The sequence below is a fragment of the Fontisphaera persica genome, assembly GCF_024832785.1.
GTDB lineage: Bacteria > Verrucomicrobiota > Verrucomicrobiia > Limisphaerales > Fontisphaeraceae > Fontisphaera > Fontisphaera persica.
This window is the reverse complement of sequence record NZ_CP116615.1, coordinates 1,376,463-1,396,161: the sequence shown is the minus strand read 5'-3', so window position 1 is coordinate 1,396,161 and position 19,699 is coordinate 1,376,463. Positions and strand designations below refer to the sequence as shown.

Annotated in this window: 17 protein-coding genes; 8 read left to right on the top strand and 9 right to left on the bottom strand. The window is 57.0% G+C overall.

The window, feature by feature from the left end; genetic code table 11:
• Positions 1 to 141 precede the first annotated feature (141 nt).
• Complete coding sequence (locus NXS98_RS04855; RefSeq protein ID WP_283847349.1) at positions 142 to 765, top strand: DUF47 domain-containing protein; 624 nt, start codon at positions 142 to 144, stop codon at positions 763 to 765.
• A 22-nt stretch (positions 766 to 787) separates the two neighbouring features.
• Positions 788 to 2,011, top strand: a complete 1,224-nt coding sequence (locus NXS98_RS04850) for an inorganic phosphate transporter (RefSeq protein ID WP_283847348.1) — start codon at positions 788 to 790, stop codon at positions 2,009 to 2,011.
• Here the strand turns inward: NXS98_RS04850 and NXS98_RS04845 are convergent.
• Genes NXS98_RS04845 through NXS98_RS04830 form a run of 4 tightly spaced genes read right to left on the bottom strand, consistent with a single transcriptional unit; the run spans position 2,008 to position 5,425 of the window.
• A complete protein-coding gene (locus NXS98_RS04845; protein WP_283848122.1) occupies positions 2,008 to 2,586 on the bottom strand; it encodes a uracil-DNA glycosylase family protein in 579 nt (192 codons plus the stop codon). The genes NXS98_RS04850 and NXS98_RS04845 overlap by 4 nt on opposite strands.
• Before the next feature lie 4 nt (positions 2,587 to 2,590).
• Positions 2,591 to 2,953 (bottom strand): 6-carboxytetrahydropterin synthase QueD, encoded by a 363-nt coding sequence (gene queD, locus NXS98_RS04840; RefSeq protein ID WP_283847347.1) that lies wholly within the window; start codon positions 2,951 to 2,953, stop codon positions 2,591 to 2,593.
• 4 nt (positions 2,954 to 2,957) lie between these two features.
• A complete protein-coding gene (locus tag NXS98_RS04835; RefSeq protein ID WP_283847346.1) occupies positions 2,958 to 4,319 on the bottom strand; it encodes an acyl-CoA reductase in 1,362 nt (453 codons plus the stop codon).
• The gene (locus NXS98_RS04830; protein ID WP_283847344.1) at positions 4,316 to 5,425 is read right to left on the bottom strand and encodes a LuxE/PaaK family acyltransferase; all 1,110 of its coding nucleotides are present in this window, start codon (positions 5,423 to 5,425) and stop codon (positions 4,316 to 4,318) included. Before NXS98_RS04830 ends, NXS98_RS04835 begins: the two co-directional genes overlap by 4 nt.
• A gap of 205 nt (positions 5,426 to 5,630) precedes the next feature.
• On the opposite strand from NXS98_RS04830, the gene NXS98_RS04825 reads away from it, so the two are divergent.
• From NXS98_RS04825 to larAH, 4 genes are all read left to right on the top strand, one after another.
• Entirely contained in the window at positions 5,631 to 7,454 is a 1,824-nt protein-coding gene (locus tag NXS98_RS04825) for a tetratricopeptide repeat protein (protein ID WP_283847343.1), read from the top strand.
• A gap of 76 nt (positions 7,455 to 7,530) precedes the next feature.
• On the top strand, positions 7,531 to 8,217 hold the full coding sequence (locus tag NXS98_RS04820; protein WP_283847342.1) for an HAD family hydrolase: 687 nt from the start codon (positions 7,531 to 7,533) through the stop codon (positions 8,215 to 8,217).
• Between the two features lie 12 nt (positions 8,218 to 8,229).
• Complete coding sequence (locus NXS98_RS04815) at positions 8,230 to 9,486, top strand: zinc-dependent alcohol dehydrogenase (protein WP_283847341.1); 1,257 nt, start codon at positions 8,230 to 8,232, stop codon at positions 9,484 to 9,486.
• Positions 9,483 to 11,072: an NPN-dependent hydroxyacid isomerase, LarAH14/15/16 family gene (larAH, locus tag NXS98_RS04810; protein WP_283847340.1), complete on the top strand. Its 1,590-nt coding sequence runs from the start codon at positions 9,483 to 9,485 to the stop codon at positions 11,070 to 11,072. Before NXS98_RS04815 ends, larAH begins: the two co-directional genes overlap by 4 nt.
• Before the next feature lie 3 nt (positions 11,073 to 11,075).
• Here the strand turns inward: larAH and NXS98_RS04805 are convergent, their stop codons facing one another.
• The 5 genes from NXS98_RS04805 to NXS98_RS04785 all read right to left on the bottom strand — a co-directional run bounded on the left by NXS98_RS04805 (position 11,076) and on the right by NXS98_RS04785 (position 17,821).
• Positions 11,076 to 11,540, bottom strand: coding sequence for an RrF2 family transcriptional regulator (locus NXS98_RS04805; RefSeq protein WP_283847339.1), 465 nt, complete (start codon positions 11,538 to 11,540; stop codon positions 11,076 to 11,078).
• A gap of 29 nt (positions 11,541 to 11,569) precedes the next feature.
• Positions 11,570 to 13,837, bottom strand: coding sequence for an FAD-dependent oxidoreductase (locus tag NXS98_RS04800; RefSeq protein WP_283847338.1), 2,268 nt, complete (start codon positions 13,835 to 13,837; stop codon positions 11,570 to 11,572).
• 197 nt (positions 13,838 to 14,034) lie between these two features.
• Positions 14,035 to 14,820, bottom strand: a complete 786-nt coding sequence (locus NXS98_RS04795) for a polyphosphate polymerase domain-containing protein (protein WP_283847337.1) — start codon at positions 14,818 to 14,820, stop codon at positions 14,035 to 14,037.
• A gap of 296 nt (positions 14,821 to 15,116) precedes the next feature.
• Positions 15,117 to 16,226, bottom strand: coding sequence for an aminopeptidase (locus NXS98_RS04790; protein WP_283847336.1), 1,110 nt, complete (start codon positions 16,224 to 16,226; stop codon positions 15,117 to 15,119).
• Positions 16,227 to 16,327: 101 nt separating this feature from the next.
• Positions 16,328 to 17,821 (bottom strand): glycoside hydrolase family 28 protein, encoded by a 1,494-nt coding sequence (locus tag NXS98_RS04785; RefSeq protein ID WP_283847335.1) that lies wholly within the window; start codon positions 17,819 to 17,821, stop codon positions 16,328 to 16,330.
• Positions 17,822 to 17,969: 148 nt separating this feature from the next.
• Here NXS98_RS04785 and NXS98_RS04780 point away from each other — a divergent pair, with 148 nt between their 5' ends.
• Both NXS98_RS04780 and ilvC read left to right on the top strand, forming a co-directional pair.
• On the top strand, positions 17,970 to 18,329 hold the full coding sequence (locus NXS98_RS04780; protein WP_283847334.1) for a hypothetical protein: 360 nt from the start codon (positions 17,970 to 17,972) through the stop codon (positions 18,327 to 18,329).
• Positions 18,330 to 18,561: 232 nt separating this feature from the next.
• Complete coding sequence (gene ilvC / locus NXS98_RS04775; protein WP_283847333.1) at positions 18,562 to 19,662, top strand: ketol-acid reductoisomerase; 1,101 nt, start codon at positions 18,562 to 18,564, stop codon at positions 19,660 to 19,662.
• The last annotated feature ends 37 nt before the right edge of the window (positions 19,663 to 19,699 follow it).

Here is a 19,699-nt window from a genome sequence, read left to right as displayed (position 1 = left end):
TTCTGCTAGGAATTCATTCCATGAAATTTAGAGCAGGGGCAGCTCTGCGTACCCCTGCCTTTTACCAGCGGCGCACATAAACGTCCTTAATTCAGCTTTTCTGATTGATTGTTACGGCGATGTGACAATAAGATGACGATTATGTTATCGCTGCAGCGCCTTTTAGGGCACGATAAACAATTTTTCGATCTCCTGGAAGCTAGTGCGCAGGAATCTCATGCCAGCGTGCTGGCCCTGAAGCAACTATTGCAAAAACCCGACAAGGCCAGCTTGGAAGCCTTCGCAGCCCTGCGGCGCAAGGACAAAAGGATTACCAACGAAATCCATGAGCTTTTATGCCGAACTTTCGTGACCGCGCTGGAACGGGAGGATATTCAGGATTTGGCCAGTGCCTTGTATAAAATCCCCAAAATTATTGAAAAATTTGCCGAGCGCCTCATGTGCGCCCATGACCGGCTCCAAGGGGTGGATTTTACGCGCCACACGGCTTTGTTGGAGGAGGCCACTGCCACTCTGATTCAGATGCTTAAAGAGTTGCGGGCCATGCACTTGCGAGAGATGGTAAGCCTGAGCAACCGCTTGCGTGAAATTGAAGCGGAAGGAGATCGTTTTCTCAATGAACTTCATTCTCAGCTTTATTCCGGCAAGGTGGATCCCCTCAACGCCATTATCTTGAAAGATTTGTACGAGCTTCTCGAAAAAGCGCTGGACCGCAGCCGGTCGGCAGGCAATGTCATGGCACGCATCGCCTTGAAGCATTCTTGATTGGAAAGACTGGAGACCGCCGATGTTGCTGGTGCTTTCTGTTCTGCTGGTGGCGTTGATATTCGAGTATATCAACGGTTTCCACGACACCGCCAATGCCATAGCCACTTCCGTGGCCACCAAGGTCATGACCCCGGCCCAAGCCATACTTTTGGCTTCGGCCATGAACCTGGTGGGGGCCTTAATGGGCACGGCGGTGGCCAAAACCATCGGGCAAGGGTTGGTGGATACCACCTACATCAATTCCATGGCCATTTTATGTGCCTTGGGAGGGGCGATTGCCTGGAATCTTTTCACCTGGTGGATTGGCCTGCCTTCCAGCAGCAGCCATGCGTTGATTGGTGGTTTGTGCGGCGCGGCTCTGGCCGCCTCACATAATAACTGGAAAGCGATTAAATGGATTGAGGTGAAAAGCGCCGCCGTTACCAAATGGGTGGCAGCCCCGCAAAACGTGCTCGATTCCATCGCCACCATGAATCTGCCGGCAGGCACCAACGCGGTGCAATTAGGCACCAATTTGGTTCACCTTGTGATTCCCCCGGCAGGCGATGGGCCAGTGATGATGGAAACTACCCGCACCGTTCTGACGTACGGTGGTCTATGGCCCAAGGTCATCAAACCCATGTTCCTGGCTCCCACGATGGGCATTGTTTGCGGCTTTTTATTGATGGGGCTTTTGCTGCTGCTTTTGCGCAAGGTTCATCCCCGCATCGTCAACCAGGTATTTGGCAAATCCCAGCTTTTCAGCGCGGCGTGGATGAGTTACGAGCATGGGCGCAATGACGCCCAGAAGACCATGGGCATCATTGCCTTGACCCTTTACACCGCCACCCAATCACGGGTGTTTGCTGATTTACCCCCCGAATTAAGCTTTCTGCGGACGGAAAAGTTTGAAATTGCCACTTGGGTCAAGGTGATTTGTGCCATCACCATTGCCGCGGGAACTGCGGCCGGCGGCTGGAAAATCATCAAAACCATGGGCAAAAATGTCGTCAAAATGCAGCCTATTCATGGATTTGCCGCCCAAACCACCGCCGCCGCCGTGATTGGTGTGGCCACCCATTATGGCATTCCTCTGTCCACCACCCACGTGATTTCCGGCTCCATCATGGGCGTGGGCGCCACCAAACGGTTCAACGCGGTAAAGTGGAGTGTGGCCGAACGGATGTTATGGGCATGGATTATGACGATTCCCATTACAGCCGGTCTGGCTTATGCCCTGATGCGAATTTCCCAGTGGGGTTAAAGACCCTCCAGTACCCTCTGCACCTCCTGCCGCAGGGCGGGCAAAACTTCCCGCTCAAACCATGGACGCTGGGCCAGCCATCGGCGGTTTCGGGGACTGGGATGGGGCAAGGGGAAAAACGCCGGCAAATATTCCCGCCAGTGGCGCACGGTCTCAGCCAGCGAGGCGTAACGGCGAGGCCCTAAATAATAGGCTTGGGCATAAGCCCCAATCAGGAGGGTTAGCTTGATTTCTGGCAGGGCCGCCCGCAGCGGCGGATGCCATTTGGGCGCACATTCCGGGCGTGGGGGCAGGTCGCCTGACCGCCCTTTGCCGGGATAGCACAAGCCGGTGGGGATGATGGCAATGCGCCGTGCATCGTAAAAAAACGCACGTGACATTTGAAGCCACTCCCTCAGACGGTCTCCGGAAGGGTCATTCCAGGGAATGCCAGTTTCGTGTACGCGAAGCCCAGGAGCCTGTCCGACAATTAACAGCCGAGCTGTGCGCGAGACATGAAGGATGGGGCGAGGGGGCAGGGGAAGCTGCGCCTCGCACAGTCGGCAGGCGCGGACTTCCTCAAGCAAATGTTGCAGTGTGTCACTGGCCACGGTACACGCAGCGCGCGGTGCACGTTTCGGCAACCACCACTTCCGTGAGCTGGGGCAGCCGCGGTTTTAATCGCCGCCAAATCCACACCGCGATGTTTTCACTCGTCGGATTCTCCAGCCCGGGGATTTCATTGAGATAACGATGGTCCAGTTTTTCCCATAATGGCTTGAACGCCGCCGAAATATCCGCGTAATCCATCAGCCAGCCCAGTTTGGGGTCACATTCGCCCGCCACCACAATCTCCACTTGAAAACTATGGCCATGCAGGCGATGGCATTTGTGCTTCTTGGGCAACAAAGGGAGGCGGTGCGCAGCCTCGAATTGAAAGCTTTTACGTAATTCCATCTGCATAAAATCACATTTCGAGTTGAGTCCAACCAATTAAATCTCCCAGGGCGGGCCGTCCATCATGCCGCCAGGTCAGGGGTGGCTTTTGCATTTGGCCCAAGGGACACACCCGCGGCGCCCCCCACGCGGCCAGGCGCAGCGCAATCTCCGGCAGGCGCTGCGCACTGGCGGCCACGCCCACCGTGGATATTTTACTCCGCACTTCATCCGCCCCTTGCAGCGCCTCTTCCAAATGTTCCACCCCTTTGACGTAGATAAAGCGGTGGAGGCACGAGAGCTGAAAACGCGGGTCGGCCTCATAAACCACCGTCCAGGCCGTGCTGCCTTCGCTTTGCCAACTGCGCGTGTCCGGCGAGGCTGCCGCCCGCAATGCATAAAAAGCCCGGCGGCTGGCAATGGCTGCCGAAACTTCCAGTGGGGCTGGCCCGCGGGGCATCGTTTTTTCCAGACCGGCCAGCTCGGTCGCCAGCATTTCCGCCCATTGCTCAGGGGTTATCCGTCCTTCGCGCTCAACATAGATAACATGCGGAGACAGGCAGCCCAACTGGTCCCAGGCGGCCACATCCCTTGCCGCGCGGGAGCTCCACTGCTTGGCGGCTGACGGGCTTAGCTCTTCCCGGCAGACAAACCCGAAACTGATGCGATGGCCATAGGCCAGAAAACGAACGCCCGGAGGCACTTGTCGGCGCAGCGATTGGAGGGTCTCATCGCTGCCGGTGGCTGTTACACAATCTGCCTCTCGCAAGAGAATATTTTCAAAGCTGGCTGTACCCCCCCGCCACTGGGCAATCTCCAAACACGCCCCCAATTTAGGGTCCAATTCGTAAAGGGAATGACCAAACAGGCGGGGGATGAACGCGGCGCCGCTGGCACATTTGACGAACTGACTTGAGCGGATCAGCAAGCCAAGCACCATGCTCATCAGCGCGGGGATGGGCAGTGTGCCGGCAGTAACATGGAACATGAGCGCCGGCCCGGTGGCCATGGCTTGGATGCCACTGCGGCGTTCCGATTCAGAGGACACCAGCCGGTCCAGCCGGTCCACATGCCCGAGGTCCTGTTCCACCAGCGCGCGTAAATTGGCCTCGTTAAGCTGGCGGAAAAAGCTGTCCAGACCGTCTTGTAAAACCGGCGCCGAGAAACCTGTCGCGGCCGGGCCTTCCTGCAACGCTTTCTGCCGAAAAGGGTACTGGGCATCAAGCCAGGAAGCCCCCAACTCGGACAGCGTGCGAATCAAGCTCGCGGTATCGCGATGCAGTAGATAGGTCTCGCGATTTTTTCGCAAGGTTTGGCATGCCTCGCGCACGAGGTCTGGCGAGAGCGAGGCCTCGGGGGGCAGGTCCACCAAAAAGTAATCTGGCAAATTCATTCCGTCACCATCAGGGAACAGCCGCGTGACTCAACGGAAGCAGCGCGGCCGATCAACGCAAAACCGCTTTCCTCTGCCACTGCCAAATCGGCGGTTTGAATGGCCAACACCGACCATACATTGGCCAAATCGTAAACGCACAATAACCCAGGCACGCCGGGCGGGCAATCCATGCCGTTTTCCGGCGAAAGGACGCGAAAGCGAACCCAGGGAGGGAAGCAAAATTGTCTGGGGCTTGCCGTTCCGCTCAAAGCGGTACCGTCATAAGCTTGGGACGAAAGCTCGCACATCCCATATTCCCGCACAATCGCATTGGGGTGGAGCGCCAGCGTCCGACACAGATTCGCATGCAATTCCGCGGGGGGGACTGCTCGGGAACGCCCCTTGTACCCCCCCGTTTCCATCAGGCAGGAACCTGGGGGCAGGGGGATTCTTGCTCCCTGGCCGTTCAGGAAATCCAGCCAATGCACAAAGTTGAACGCCGTGCCCATGAGCACTACCGGCTGCCCCTGTTGGGCCAGGGATTGCAAAGCCGCACTGGTCTTCGGCAGGTCCAACACCCAGTCACCAGCAGAATTGGTCTGTCCCAGAAAAACCGATTGGGGCAGCCCCCATGACTCCATGGCCGTGGCCATCATTTCCACCAATGAGGAATGGGGCGCAAGCACGGGGGGCGGGGTAAGACTGACCATCAGCCATTTTCGAGACGCCTCTGCATCGGCCTGGGGCAGAACATGACGGGCAAACCACGGTTTCAATGCTGCCCGATAGAGTTGCAGAGAGGCTTCATGATGCCAATGACGACTGCGCTGCTGGCCAGAGGTTCCGCTGGAATAAAAGACGTGCGTGCGCAGGGCAGCGGGAATGCTGGTCATATCCCAATGCTTGAAAGCCTCCACGGTGAGCGCGGGAATGTCGCGCCAGCTTTTCCAGCGCTGGGGGCCAACTTCCTTCCAAAAAGCAGCCAGGATGGGGTTGGCGTTCTTTTGGGCCATGGCCAGTCGCAAAGCGAGGTGATTGAACGCATTTTCGGGAAAATCTACCCCGGCGGTGACCCGCTCAATCACACTCAGCACTTCGCTTGCAATGTCCTGCAATTCATCCATGTCCCTCGAAACGATGGCTGAAGAGACTGCCCTTGCGCAAGGGGAATGTCAGGAGGGCTTGGGCAAGTCTAAACCTCGTTCTTACTGGCCTTGCCCTTGATGCAAAAGCGCAAAAATGCGGGGAAATGTTAAATTATTGTTAAAATGTCTTGCGCTTGGGGCGAAGATGGCTTATGGATTGTTTGTGCCCAAAGACCGCAAAGGTATGTCCGGACCTTCGCGTCATCACGATGGGAATGTGCCCACATCCCCACAGGCCCATTCCAAACCCATCATTTCCCGCCGCAGACTTTGGTTCTGGCGCATGGCCTTCGCGCTGGGGCTGCCTTTGCTGCTTCTCGCAGCATTGGAACTCACGCTGAGGTTGTTTGGCATAGGTTTTTCGGGCCGTTTTTGGGTGGCTGGCAATGAGCCGGGGACAGTGAAGACCAATTATGAATTCGCGCGGCATTACACCTCAAGAAAGAATCCGCCCCGGCCATTTTTTGCGCAAATATCCATCAAAAAATCGCCCAATACCTTCCGGGTGTTTGTGTTGGGTGAATCGGCTGCTTTCGGCACTCCAGACCCGGCTTTTGGTCCAGCGCGGCATTTGCAAGTCATGTTGGAAGAGCGTTATCCCAGCAAACGCATAGAAATCATCAATGCCGCCATGATGGGCATAGATTCTTATGTGCTGCGGCGGATAGCGCGAGAATGCGCGCAATATGATCCTGATTTATTTATCATTTATACCGGCAACAATGAACTCATCGGTCTGCATGCCCCGGCGGCGGAGGAATCTAGTCTCTGGTCCAATCGCACATTGGCGCTCGTTAATGATTGGGGCAAAGCCACTTACGTGGGCCAACTCGTGCGCCGTCTGGTCAACCAATGGAACCCGCCGCCAGTGCAGGACATGGCCTTTCTTCGGCGTCAAAGAAGGCCCGCCAATGATCCGCGGACGCTAAAGGTATTGGAGAATTTTCGGGTTAATTTGGATGATGTATTATCCTTGGGGGATTTCCCCAAAGTCCTGTGTACTTTAGCAGTTAATGTTCGAGATTTCCCGCCCCTCGGTTCATTACATCGGACGGGGTTGAAGGATGAGGAATTGCAGCTTTGGAACGAGGCGTACGCCCTGGGGCAGGCCGAAGAACAGGCGCGACGTTATGCCAGCGCCATCGTACATTACCAAACGGCGGCCGCGCTGGACCATCATTACGCCGAATTACACTATCGTTTGGGGCGTTGCTTCCAGCGCCTTGATAATCCCCAAAAAGCGCGCGAGCACTTGTTGCGGGCTTGGGAACTGGATGCCTTACCCTTCCGGGCTGACCCGCGCATCAGTGGCATCCTCCGCGAGTTGGCCTCTACTCATGCCAACAAAGGGGTGTTGTTTTGTGATGTGGAAGCCGCCTTTGCACGTCATCCATCCGCCAAAATGCAACTCCCCGGGCGCGAGCTTTTCTATGAGCACGTCCATCCCACGTTTGGGGGCACCTACTGGCTGGCACGGCAGTTGGCCGAAGCAACAGAAAAGGCCTGCCAAAAAGATTTGGGGACGCCGGCTGCGGAATGGCTTTCGCAAGCTGAATGCGCCCGCCATCTTGCGTACACTTCCCTGGATGAGTACAACGTGGCCCAGGCCATGAGCCGCTTGTGCGCCAATCCTCCTTTTCTGGATCAGGCAGATCATCAGTGGTTGGTGGCGGATATGGAACGCGAAGTTGCCCAACTGCGCCAGGCTTTAACCCAGGAGGAAGTGGAACGGGTGTTGGCCACGTATTATGAGGCTATTCGCCGCCGGCCGGATGACTGGGCCTTGCGCTTTAATCTAGGCAATGCCTATCTGCAACTGGGCAAACCCATGGAAGCCGCCAGCACCTTCGCCTGGTTGATTAAAACCTATCCCACTCAATATGCCTTCCAACTGGTATATGGCAAAACGCTGATGGCCCTGGGCCGCGCCGATGAGGCCCAAAACCATCTTGCTTACGCGCGGAAACTCGCTCCCCATGACGAGGAAATCCGCAATACACGATTCTGAGGTTTTTCTTCCGTAGCCTGCCTCTTTTCGCTTGCACCAGCGACCACCGCCCGGAACACTTTGGGTGAATTGCAACATGGCAGGATTGCAACACCCCACCGGCATATGCTCGGCGGCTTACTGCGATGTGGATGGCACCTTGACGGATACCACCATTGTGGCGCCCCTGGTACATCTCAAATGTCGGGCCATGCGCCGACCTTGGCGCTGGCTGTGGCTGGCCTCGCTGGCCGTGCATGGCCCGTGGTGGCTGCTCCTGGATGCCATGGACCGTGCCGCTTCCAACCGTGCCATTTATAAGCATTACCACGGCGTGCCAGTGGATTTGCTTATGGGAGAGGCGGCAAAGTTTGGCCGCGAATACCTGCAATCCAGGATATTTGGGCCCGCGCGGCAACGCCTGGAGGCTTTCCGCCAGGGCGGGGTAAAAATCGTGTTTGTCACCGGCGGCTTGGATGTTTTTCTGGAGCCGTTGGCTGCCGAGTGGGAAGCCGATGTGTTGGCCCCCCGCATGGAGGTGGTCCATGGCATTTGCACCGGGCGCGTCCTGCCGGAGCCGTTCACCGGGCAGGTCAAAGCCCGGCTCATACGCGAACACGCCGCCCGCCATGGTTTTGATTTGGCCCATTGCCATGCTCTGGGCGATGCTTTTGGCGATTTGCCGATGTTGGAGTGTGTGGGACACCCCCTGGCCATTAATCCGGACCGCCGATTGGCTCGGGTGGCCAAGGAACGGGGTTGGCAGGTGGAAAACTGGCGTTAGAATCTTACTGGCATGCCGCGTGCAGTCCAATTCATACGTTCCGTACCACGTTGGTTGTGGGTGCGCAGTCTGGCCGGCCGCTGGCCCGAAATCGCCACCGGCAGCTTTTCGTGTCTGCAATTTGCGGAGGTGGCGCCGCCCCCTTTGCCGCGTCCCAACTGGGTACGACTGGCCCCCCGCCTGAGCGGGATTTGTGGTTCCGATTTGTCCACCATTGCCTGCAAAGGCAGTCCTTACTTCTCGCCTTTTGTCTCGACGCCTTTTGTGCTGGGGCACGAGGTGGTGGGGGAGATTGTGGAGACCGGCTCGGCAACCCCCTCAAACCTGCGGTCTGGCATGCGGGTGGTCTTGGAGCCAGCGCTGGGGTGTGAAGTGCGGGGCATGGAGACTCCTTGCCGTCCTTGCGCAGCGGGTCAATACGCCAATTGCGAAAATATCCTCCGGGGCTGTTTACAGGGTGGCTTTCAAACCGGTTATTGCGCCAGCACCGGCGGCGGCTGGAGCCATGCCTCCCTGGTAGCGCATCCCTCCCAAGTTCATCCAGTCCCCGACGCGCTTTCTGATGAAGAAGCCGTGCTGGCCGAGCCTTTGGCCTGTTCTTTGCATGCCGCGCTGAAGGCGCCACGTGAAAAGGAAAAAACTCTGTTGGTTATTGGCTGCGGGACCATCGGCCTCCTGCTCATTGCTGCATATCGCATGACCGGAGGGCAGGGGAGGGTGTTGGCGGTGGCTCGGTTTCCCCACCAGGCCGAAATGGCGCGGCAACTGGGAGCGGATGAATGCATCGGCTTGCGGCCCCCGGCGGCTCTGTATCAGTGGGTGTTGGAGCGCACCGGCAGCCTGGATGCAGGGGGGGGCATTTATCAACCGGAGTTAGGCAAGCCAGTGGTACTGGGCGGGGCCGATGCGGTGCTGGACTGCGTGGGCATCGGCCCCACGATGGACGATGCCTTGCGTTTAACCCGGCCTGGCGGTCTGGTGTTGCTGGTGGGCATGCCGGGTATTCCATCGGGCATTGATTGGACAAGCGCCTGGTACAAGGAGCTGCGCGTCCATGGCTCTTATGCTTATGGTTGGGAAACCCTGCCCGGCGGGCGGAGGGTGAAAACGATACAACTGGCGTTGGAATTATTGGCGGCATCGGGCGGGCGTCTGCGCCCGCTGGTCAGCAAAAAACTTCCGCTGACTGAATTTCGTGCGGCCATTGCCCATGCTTTTCACACCGAACAACCCGGCAACTTCAAAACCGTTTTCGACTTACGTGTATGACCTCATTGGATGCTGAGGGCTTGGTGAAGTTATATGAGCCAGGGGATCCGCCCCTGTTCTTGATGCGTGGCGAGAGCTTTGTTTATGCAAAGGTGCCGCCGGGCACCCGTGTCCTTTATCCCCGCCCGCCCTTGCCCGGTTTTGCCAATCTACGGGCAGAAGCCGAACGTGCGATTGATCATCCGGTGGGGATGGACCCGCTGCGAGCCTACTTGAAACCGGGCATGAAGGTCACCATTGCCTTTGATGATATTTCGCTCTCTCTCCCGAAGATGCGGTCACCGGATTGCCGTCAGGTGGTGATTGAACTGTTGCTTGAACGCCTGGCGGCGGCGGGGGTGGATGATGTGCATCTGGTGGTGGCGGTTTGCCTGCACCGGCATATGCATGACTGGGAAATCAAAGAAATGCTGGGCCGCCGCATCTTCAATGCGCACTGGCCCAAGGGCACGCTCTATAATTATGACGCGGAAGACCCTGAGGGCAACATCGTGCTGGGCCATACTGATCATGGCGAAATTGTAGAAATCCAGAAGCGCGCGGCCACTTCGGATTTGTTGATTTACGTCAACTTGAATCTCGTGGCGCTTAATGGCGGGCACAAATCGGTGGGAGTGGGGCTGGCCACCTACCGCTGCATCCGGCCCAATCACAATTGCGAGACCCAGATGAACTCGCGCAGCTTCAATGACCCCCCGCGCAGCCGGATGCATCAGGTAATTGACCGCATTGGCCGGTACGTCGAAAAGCACGTCAAGGTGTTCCACATTGAGATGACGGTAAACACCGATACCTTTCCCGGGTACCTGGGGTATATGCAGACCCAGGAAACCACGTGGTCATGGTTTGACAAGGTCTCGGCACGGGTTACCCAGGGTTTTCTTCAATGCACGCCACTGGCGTTGAACCGCCAGATTTTTTTCGCCAATAAAGCCCCTTACGGCGTTACCAGCATCCAGGCGGGCGAGGCGGAAGCGGTGCACCAGCTTACCTTGAAACACCTCTACCAGCAGCAACTCATTCGGGTGCAGGGACAATGTGATATTTTGATTGTGCCCATTCCCTATGTCATGCCCTACAGCGTGCATTCGGTGATGAACCCCATCCTCGTGTATGCGATGGGGCTGGGGTACATGTTTAATTTTTACAAAGGCAAGCCCCTCCTCAAAGCGGGTGGCAGCATCATCTTTTTGCATCCGCTGGAAAACAAATTTGATCCGGTGCATCACCCCAGTTACAGCGATTTGTTTGACAAACTGCAGATTACCCGCGATCCCCACGAAGTGGACCGTCGCTGGGCGGACGCTCTGGCGCGCGATGAGCGCTATATCCGGCTCTACCGTTTTCACCATGGCTATCATGGTTTCCATCCGGTCTCGATGTGGAATTGGGGCGCCCACGGCATGAAACATTGCGGGCAGGTAATCATCGTCAATCCGCGCAGTCCGGAGGCCGCCCAGCGTCTGGGGTGGGAGACGGCGCCTACGCTGGAGGACGCCATTGCCCAGGCGCGCGCCAAACAAGGGGCTGCCGCCTCCATTTCGGTTATTCATTCACCGCCCATTGCGATGTGGGAGGTGGAATAAAGCTCAAATACCCTCACCCCCGATAAAGCCTTGAGAAAAAACTTCGCGCCCGGTCACGGGCGCACCCCGCGCCACATCGGCCAGGGTGGAGCGATCCATGAGCAGGGTCACATAATTTCGGGCATCCAGAAAAACACGACGAAACCGGCAGACAGCCTCTTGCGAGCAGGCCTGGTAACCGGAAACGGAGACACACTCGATGGGCGCAATAATTCCATCAAAATAGCGCACAATTTCACCCATGGTGATTTTTTCCGGCGGCTTCGCAAGCTGGTAGCCACCCCTTGCGCCCGGGATGCTGGTCACCCATCCCTTGGCCTTCAGGTCCAGCATAATGTGCTCCAAAAAGCGCTTGGGCACGGCATTCCGCTCGGCCAGTTCGCGAATGGAGACCGGTCCTTTGCCGTACGCATCCACCAGCGTGAACAAGGCACGCAAAGCGTAGTCTGTCTTTTTTGAAATCTTCATACACCCACTGGGGACTCGCCGGGGCTGACTCAGGGCGCGGGCAGCACCTGCACGGCGTCCGCATGGACATAACCATTAGCACCGGCAGCGCGAATTTCCACTGCCCAAACCTTGCCGGTGGAAAAACGGAAAATTCCAAGCGATACAAAGCCATGCGGCAAGAGGGGAGCCGCCTGCTGGTTAACCTCCACCTGCTTTTCTCCCTCTGCGCAAAAAACCGTCACCGGCGTGTTTTTCGCGCGGTTTTCATGCGGTTGATGCGCAAGCCGCACCTCATAGCGGCCATCCTGGGGCACTTGAAATTCAAAACGAGCCACGGCTTTGGAGCCGGCGGTGGCATAGCGATATCCGCTTCCAATGTAACCTTTGAGGCTGCCTTTCTCGCTCCACGTACCGCTGAACTTTGCCTGCGCATCATCAATCACCAGGCCTGGCAGCGTTTTGGGGTCAATGCCCTCCGGCGGCACTGGAGCGGGCAGGGGTGGGGGATTGGGGGGAATTTGCAAAGGGGCATGGACAGTGGCCCGCCGGGTGGCGCCGGGCAGATGACACAATGTCTTAAGCTCGGTAAGATAACGCTCAAAAACATCACGCGGAGTGCAATCGTGCTTCAAGCAAATGGAGGCGGCCTTGCCCACCACCTCGCCCATCATCCCGCCGGTTTTCATGACGCGCACCGTGCCCAACGCTTCATGCGTCACACTCACATTCCGGCCGGCCATGAAGAGATTTTCCATGTTGCGGGAATAAAGGCAGCGATAGGGCACAGGGTAGCCGTGCTCGCGGTCCACTGACTGGTCAAAAACCGCGCGAGAAATGAAAGGGTCTTGCGGATATTTTTTCGCATACTCCTCACGGGGATAATGCAGGTCAATGTCCCACGTCGTGGGCACACAACCATCAGGGAAGGGGCGTTTTTCCACAATATCATCCCGGGTCAGGATGACATCGCCCAGAAGCTGGACGGACTCGCGCGTGCCGCCAATGTAGGCCACCCATTCCAACTCCGCATTCAGATGCGCTTCCCGGCCCTCTTTGTTTTTCATGGCATGGAAGGCCCCGAAAACTGCCCGCAGATTCCAATCGCGCATATACTCCAAATCGTGCAGCGGATGCCGGTTGAAACCCGTTTCCCAAAACCATTCTCCACGGCCATTCCGGGGGTAGGGGAAGTCGTTCATGCTCAAGTCCAGCGCCCACGGCACAGGGGGGAAAGGAGTGGCGGTTTGATTGGTTCGCCATCGCCACATATTACTCATGCCCAAGTGATCTGTTTCACGCACCGTATGGTCCGCGCCAGACATCCGTCCCAAGGTGGCATGGCCTGAGCAATCCGCAAACAATCGCCCTTGGAAACGCCGCAGCTCGCCCGTGCGGACATCCAACGCAACCACCGCCAGAATACGTTGACCATTTTTCTCCACTCCCAGGGCGTGAGTATTTAGAAAAAGCTGAATGTTTTTTTCGGCGCGCACGACGGCTTCCTTGCGATCATCGGCAAACTCTTCGGCGGTGCCCGGCGAGGCTTTGGCCTGGTCCATGAATTCCTCCACAATTTCTCCCAGCCTTGGAAAGAGGCCGCGCCGTGTTTTGCCCTGGGCCCATACTCTGATTTCGCTGCTGCCGTTGCCGCCTAACACGGGCCGGTTTTGTATCAGCGCCACCTTGCACCCCATGCGCGCCGCAGACACGGCGGCCGCCGTGCCGGCATACCCTCCGCCCACCACCACCAGATCAAATTCACCTGCATCACGCGGTTTTTCTGGCAATCCAGACCATCGCCTTCGCCATGACGCGGCCGGGGTTGAATCATGGGGAGGGACAAAATGCGGATCGTCGGAAAGTAAGATGGCGTCACAACGCCCGTTAAACCCGGTTAAATCACGCAATGCCAGTTTGATTTCCCGCTGGGTGAACCTGACCTCTCCTCCTGCCTGCCAGTGCCACTCGGCCCCTTCTGTGCCGAAAGTGACCGGCAAGGGTTGGCCGTTGACCAAAAGTTGAAATCGGCCAGGAGTGCCCGGCGCCCCCCATCGCGCCACCCAGTCCTTGGTGCGCACCCATATCCTATATGTGCCCGTTTGAGGCAGGGTCAATGCGGTTTCAGCGTCATTGACGGGCTTGCCCAGCCCATGGGCCATGAGGTAGGGAGACCCCATGATCTCGATGAATTGGGTGTCCACCACCCAGCCTCCCAACGATGGGAAACTTTCCGCTTCTACAAGAACCGTGGCGGCGCGCGAGGACAACCATCCTGCAGCCGACAACACCACGAGAATAGTGGAAAGGCAACGCATGAGAGCACCTTAACCCAGATGACCAAACAGGCCAAGACGATTGAAGGAGGCCCGGTTTGCAGAGGCGGCATGCCAAATCCAAAGCAAGATGAGCGGTCTGGTGGCCGAAAAATCGGGAATCATTATCCAGAGGAAACAAAGCGGCAATGGCAGCGTATGTCAGCTAAAGCAGCCAATGGCTGGCCGCCCGCTGAGTTTCATTCAGTATATTGAACCTCCTCCTCAGGTACCACGGGGAAGGGGCTTTTAAGGGGGCCGGCGCCGATGGCTTGAATACTGGCACAGTACTTGGCGGCACCCCGCTGCATGATGTTAAAATGGCGCACCAAATCACCGAACCAGTTGGGGAAGCGATCGGTGAATTTCAGCTCCAGAATGACCCACGGCTTGAAGCTGTAATGGGGATTGGTCATTTCCGTGCTGATAACGCCAGTGAGGTTGGGTTGCGCGCGCACCTCGCGGTCCATGGTAACGCGCACCGTACCCGGCTCGTTGGCATAAGCCTCCCGCAGATAGGCAATGTGCACTTTGGGCTTGGCCTGAATCATGTGCATGAGCCGCGAGAAATTCTGCAACGCCACGAGGGCTTTCGGCGTGTAGGACACCAGATGGTCAGGCTCCGGCAAATAACCTTGCAGAAGCAACGGCATGGCCGAGCCTTTGACCCCACCCCGCTGTTTCATAATGCAGTTATTAACCCGCCGCTTGATTTCAAAGTAAACCGGCACGCTGGGGTCAGTGCTGTAGAAACGAATGCGCAGCTTGAAACGATTGCGGTTGCCGTTGATGGTATCCCAGTACGTCCGCAACGTGTCCGAATCGAGATACAAACTATGCACATCGTAGGACAGATGGGGCTTGGCCACCCCGTACTCATCCAGGTCCAGGTGGCAGGAAACAAAGTCGCGCACCTGCAAGGCGGTTTCTTCGCTGATCAGGTATTTCAGCTCAAACCGCTGGGCCTGCATCCGATCAATCGCCATACGCTATCACTCGGGGCGCTCTGCGCTTTTGGTTCAATGATTTGGGCCGCAACTCCTCCGGCAGCACCATGGCTGCTCGCGGGATGTCGGCCATGTTTTTTTAACCCAACCCGGCCCCGATGCCTAGTTTTTTCATCGTTGAGCGATGAAAATCACGAGTAGTGGAAACAACCATCCCCATGCCTTGGCAGTTGCCAGGGAAACTCAGAGTGAGAATGAAGCCTGTAAGGGGCCCTATAATTTGGGGGCGACAGCGGCGTTCCCCCGGCCGAAATCGGTCCGTTGTTTTGGCGCCGTCATTTGAGATTTTCGGGGTTCAAACCCTGCAGGTCGTTGGGCACAAATAGTCCATCTTTGCGGATGAGCTCCCCGTCGAACCATATTTCACCGCCGCCCCATTCAGGTCTTTGGATGAGCACCATATCCCAGTGCACGGCCGAGCGATTGCCGTTATCGGCTATCTCATAGGCCTGGCCGGGGGTGAAGTGCAAGGAGCCGGCGATCTTTTCATCGAAAAGGATATCGCACATAGGATTCAAGATGTACGGATTGAAGCCCAGCGCGAATTCTCCCACATAACGCGCTCCCGCATCAGTATCCAAGATTTCGTTCAGGCGTTTGGTGTCGCTGCCGGTGGCATTGACGATTTTGCCCTGCTTGAACTCCAGACGCACATTCTCGAAACGTTTGCCCGAATAAATGGTCGGCGTATTGAATTGAATCACGCCATTAACACTGTTTTTGACCGGGCAGGAAAAAACTTCGCCATCGGGTATGTTCAGCCGCCCCTCACATCCCTTGGCGCCGATGCCTTTAATGCTGAAGGTCAGGTCGGTGCCGGGTGATTTAATCTGCACTCGGTCAGCGGTTTTCATGCGGCGCACCAAAGGTTGCATGGCTTTGGCCATGCGTCCGTAGTCCATGGTGCACACCTGAAAATAAAAATCTTCAAATGCCTCCGTGCTCATGTTGGCGGCCTGCGCCATAGAGGCGGTGGGCCAACGCAGAACCACCCAGCGGGTGTGATTGATGCGATGATTGAGCACGGGCCGCAAAGTGCGTGTGTACATGGCCATGCGCTCCGATGGAACATCGGCATTTTCGTTCGCATTAAAGGCGCCGCGGACTGCAATGTAAGCATCCATCTTCTTAATCCGAAACAGCTCCAAGTCCCGCACCAAAGCAGCGTGGTGGGGGGTGCTTTCGCGAATAAGCTCCCGCATCAAGCGGCTGTGCCGGGTTTCAATAATTGGAATGGCCCCCGCCGCCCGCACTGCCCGAATCAATTCCACGGAAAACTCGTCCGGCACATCAAACAGCTCCACCAGGACTTTTTCACCTCGTTTCAAGCGGGTGGAGTACTCCACCAAGACTTTGGCCAATTTGGCAAAACGTGGGTCAGTCATAAATTGGGCTGCAGTTTAAGGCACAAATGCTTGATGTCCAGACAAATGCGCCTGTGCCGCTGGCTTTTAAGTTGTTTGATGGAAAACAACCAGCATGGCAATTATGGACGGGTGGGAGAGGCATTAAGTTCGCGGAAAGGCTCGGAAAGATCCGTTTGCCGAAGGTACACCTTGGTTACATTGGTGGTAACCAGTGGCGCAACGCCGCCTTCAGCCACGCGCAAGCTTACCTTGTCCAGCCAGGCTTCCTCCACCCGCTCCAGCAGCATCGCTGGGCGGCTGTCGGGTTGTTCCCAGCGCAGGCGCACTTGATCCAGTTCGAGTTTTTGAACATTTCGGACATACAGACCCCACGCAGGCAAGGGGCGCACGTCCACGCCCGGGGCGCGCACTGTTGGCAACGGTGAGGCTGCCTTGCCGCCCCCGGTGTATTCAATGGTCACATCCCGCAAAACCACGTTGGTAATCGGGGACTCAGCCCAGCTTTCTGCGGAAAGGGCAGCCCGATAGACCCCTGCGGCGGTGAGGCGTTGCACGCGAATGGTGCCGGCAGTGTTGCCCGGTTTCAGGGAAATGTGCACAGGCGCAGCCACATGGTGCATGGTGACATCCGAAATAAATACATCGTCCGTTAAACCACGGGTGGCATCCCAGGCTCCAGGCTGCAGGTTGATGCCGGCCAGGGCATTGAAGCGGTTGGAAGTGCGATGCGGCTCCAAACCAGGCCCATAAAGCAGGCATTGTTGAATGATCAACTGGCGCACGGGGCCAATAATGCGCACCGGGTTGCAGGAGCTGTTGAGCACACAATTTTGAATGACGGTCCGCTCCCAATAACGGCCGGCAATGGAGTCGTCACCCGTGTACATCTGGCAGTCAATGATGCGCACATCTTTGCACCAGCGTTCTGGGGCGCCCCGCCAATGGACGCCGTCCCAGCCGCCACGAATTTTCACCCGCCGAATTTCCACTTCATCGCTGACCTGAAAGAAAATGGCGTAATTGGCCGAATCCACGATTTCCAGGTCGCGAATGGTAAAGTTCCGGCAGTCCACAAAGACGATGGTGTGCGGCCCGCGCATGCGCTCTTCGCCGGTGGGGTCAAACACGCGATTGCCATCAATCACTCCGGGGCCAATCAGGGTTACGTTGGTAACCCCTTGTCCAACCATCAGACCGCGGTGCCATTTACCCCATTTGGCTTCCGGCATGTAGGCCGGCGGCGTGGGGGCAGCGTAGAGGTCAAGATTAGTGGCGCCCACCAGCCGTGCCCCCGCCTCCCACACCAGGGTAAGGTTATTCCGCAGATGTAGAGTGCCAGACAGGTAACGTCCCGCTGGAAAAACCACCTGACCACCTCCCTGCATTGCGGCGGCGTCCATGGCTTTTTGGATGGAGGGCGAATCCACGTGACGGCCGTCACCTTGAGCGCCGAAATCACGGACATTGAAAGTGGCGGAGGAGGCCGTGAAGCATGAAAGCAGCGCAGCCCAGCATGCTGGATATAAAAACCGAGTGGTCACGGGGTATGACCATGGCAAAATTGGCCTCTTAAGGCAACTGCAATACCCACGGCTTGGGGCAAAGGGCGACATTCAAGCTCTTAGGGGCAACAAGGGGAAAGCCCCCACCTAGAGCGATATCTGTCCACCGATTGCACTGCCCAAACGCGAGGCGAGATTCCCTTGTCTGTCGGTTGACATCCGACAGGGCAGGAGTACACTGGTGACGGCACGTGAAATTATGAAACACACAATCATCGCAGTCGTGGTACTGGTGGCAGCTTTGTTCAGCATGATGGGCTGCGGCACTAAATCCAAGGTGGACACCGGCAAGCTGGAGTCAGCTTTTAGCTCGGCTGAGGCATCCGTTAAATCGGAGGTGGAAAAAGCCATTCAGGCGATCAAGGCAGAAGATTTGGCCGGTGCGCTTACCCAACTACAAAAAACCTACGCCCGCGCCAAGCTGACCGAGGAGCAGAAGCAGGCGATTAAAGAAATGGTTGAAACCCTGCAAAAACTTATCGCCGAAGGAGCGACCAAGTCTGTGGAGAAAGCCGCCAGTGAAACCACCAAAGCCGTAAAAGATTTGCCGAAAAAATAACCGCTCGAGAGAGACTTGAATTGCTTTGAAGCGCCCGGGTGCTCGCTGGTATGGATTTCCATTTGACGCTGGTGGGCTGATGGATACGATAAACCGCATGTAAGTTGAGGCTCGTCGTGAGCGGGGGAAAGGGAAGGAAATCCCCGCGCACGGCAGGTAGCTTCCGCACGCAACAAACACAACAAACAACCTGACGGGCGGATGACCGCCCGCTTAACTGAAAAATACAAACATGGCCATTATTGATTTCGGCGGCACGCAAGAAAAAGTGGTGACCCGGAAGGAATTTCCGATTGCCAAGGCCCGTAAAGTTCTGAAGGACGAGGTTATTGCCATTATTGGCTACGGAGTGCAGGGGCCGGCGCAAGGGCTGAACCTGCGGGACAACGGCTTCAATGTCATTGTCGGCCAGGCCAAACAGTTCAAAAAAGACTGGGACCGCGCCGTAAAAGATGGATGGGTCCCGGGCAAGACCCTCTTTGACATCGAAGAAGCCGTGCAACGGGGCACAATCATTCAGATGCTGGTTTCTGATGCCGCTCAACGAGCCATCTGGCCCACGGTGAAGAAGCACCTGAAGGACGGCGACGCGCTTTACTTCAGTCACGGATTCAGCATTGCTTACAAAAAACTTACGGGCGTGATTCCGCCGCCCAATGTGGACGTGATCATGGTGGCGCCCAAGGGATCAGGCACGTCCGTGCGTCGCAATTTCCTTTCCGGGGCCGGCATTAATTCGAGCTATGCCGTGGAGCAGGATTACACCGGTCGCGCGGAGGAGCGCTGTCTGGCGGTGGGCATCGGCATTGGCTCGGGTTACCTGTTCCCCACTACTTTCGAGCATGAGGTGTTCAGCGATTTGACCGGTGAGCGCGGCGTGCTCATGGGCGCCCTGGCGGGCATCATGGAAGCGCAATACGACGTGTTGCGCGCGAATGGCCACACGCCGAGCGAGGCCTTCAATGAAACGGTGGAGGAATTGACCCAAAGCCTCATCCGGTTGGTGGATGAGAAGGGCATGGACTGGATGTATGCCAATTGCTCCGCCACCGCGCAACGGGGCGCGCTGGACTGGAAACCCAAATTCAAGAAGGCGGTCATGCCAGTGTTCAAAGAATTGTATAAACGGGTCAAAAGCGGCGAGGAATGCAAGCGAGTGCTGAAGGCTTGCGGCGCGCCAAATTACCAGGAGCAACTCCAGAAGGAGCTTAACGAAATCCGCGACTCCGAGATGTGGCGCGCAGGCGCCGCCGTGCGCGCATTGCGTCCCAAGGAGCCGGCCAAGGCCATTACCAAAGGCACCAAAGGGGTGGCAGGCCGCGCTTCAAATTAAGTCAGCCCCAGTTACCTCGACAAATCCGGGAAGGTTT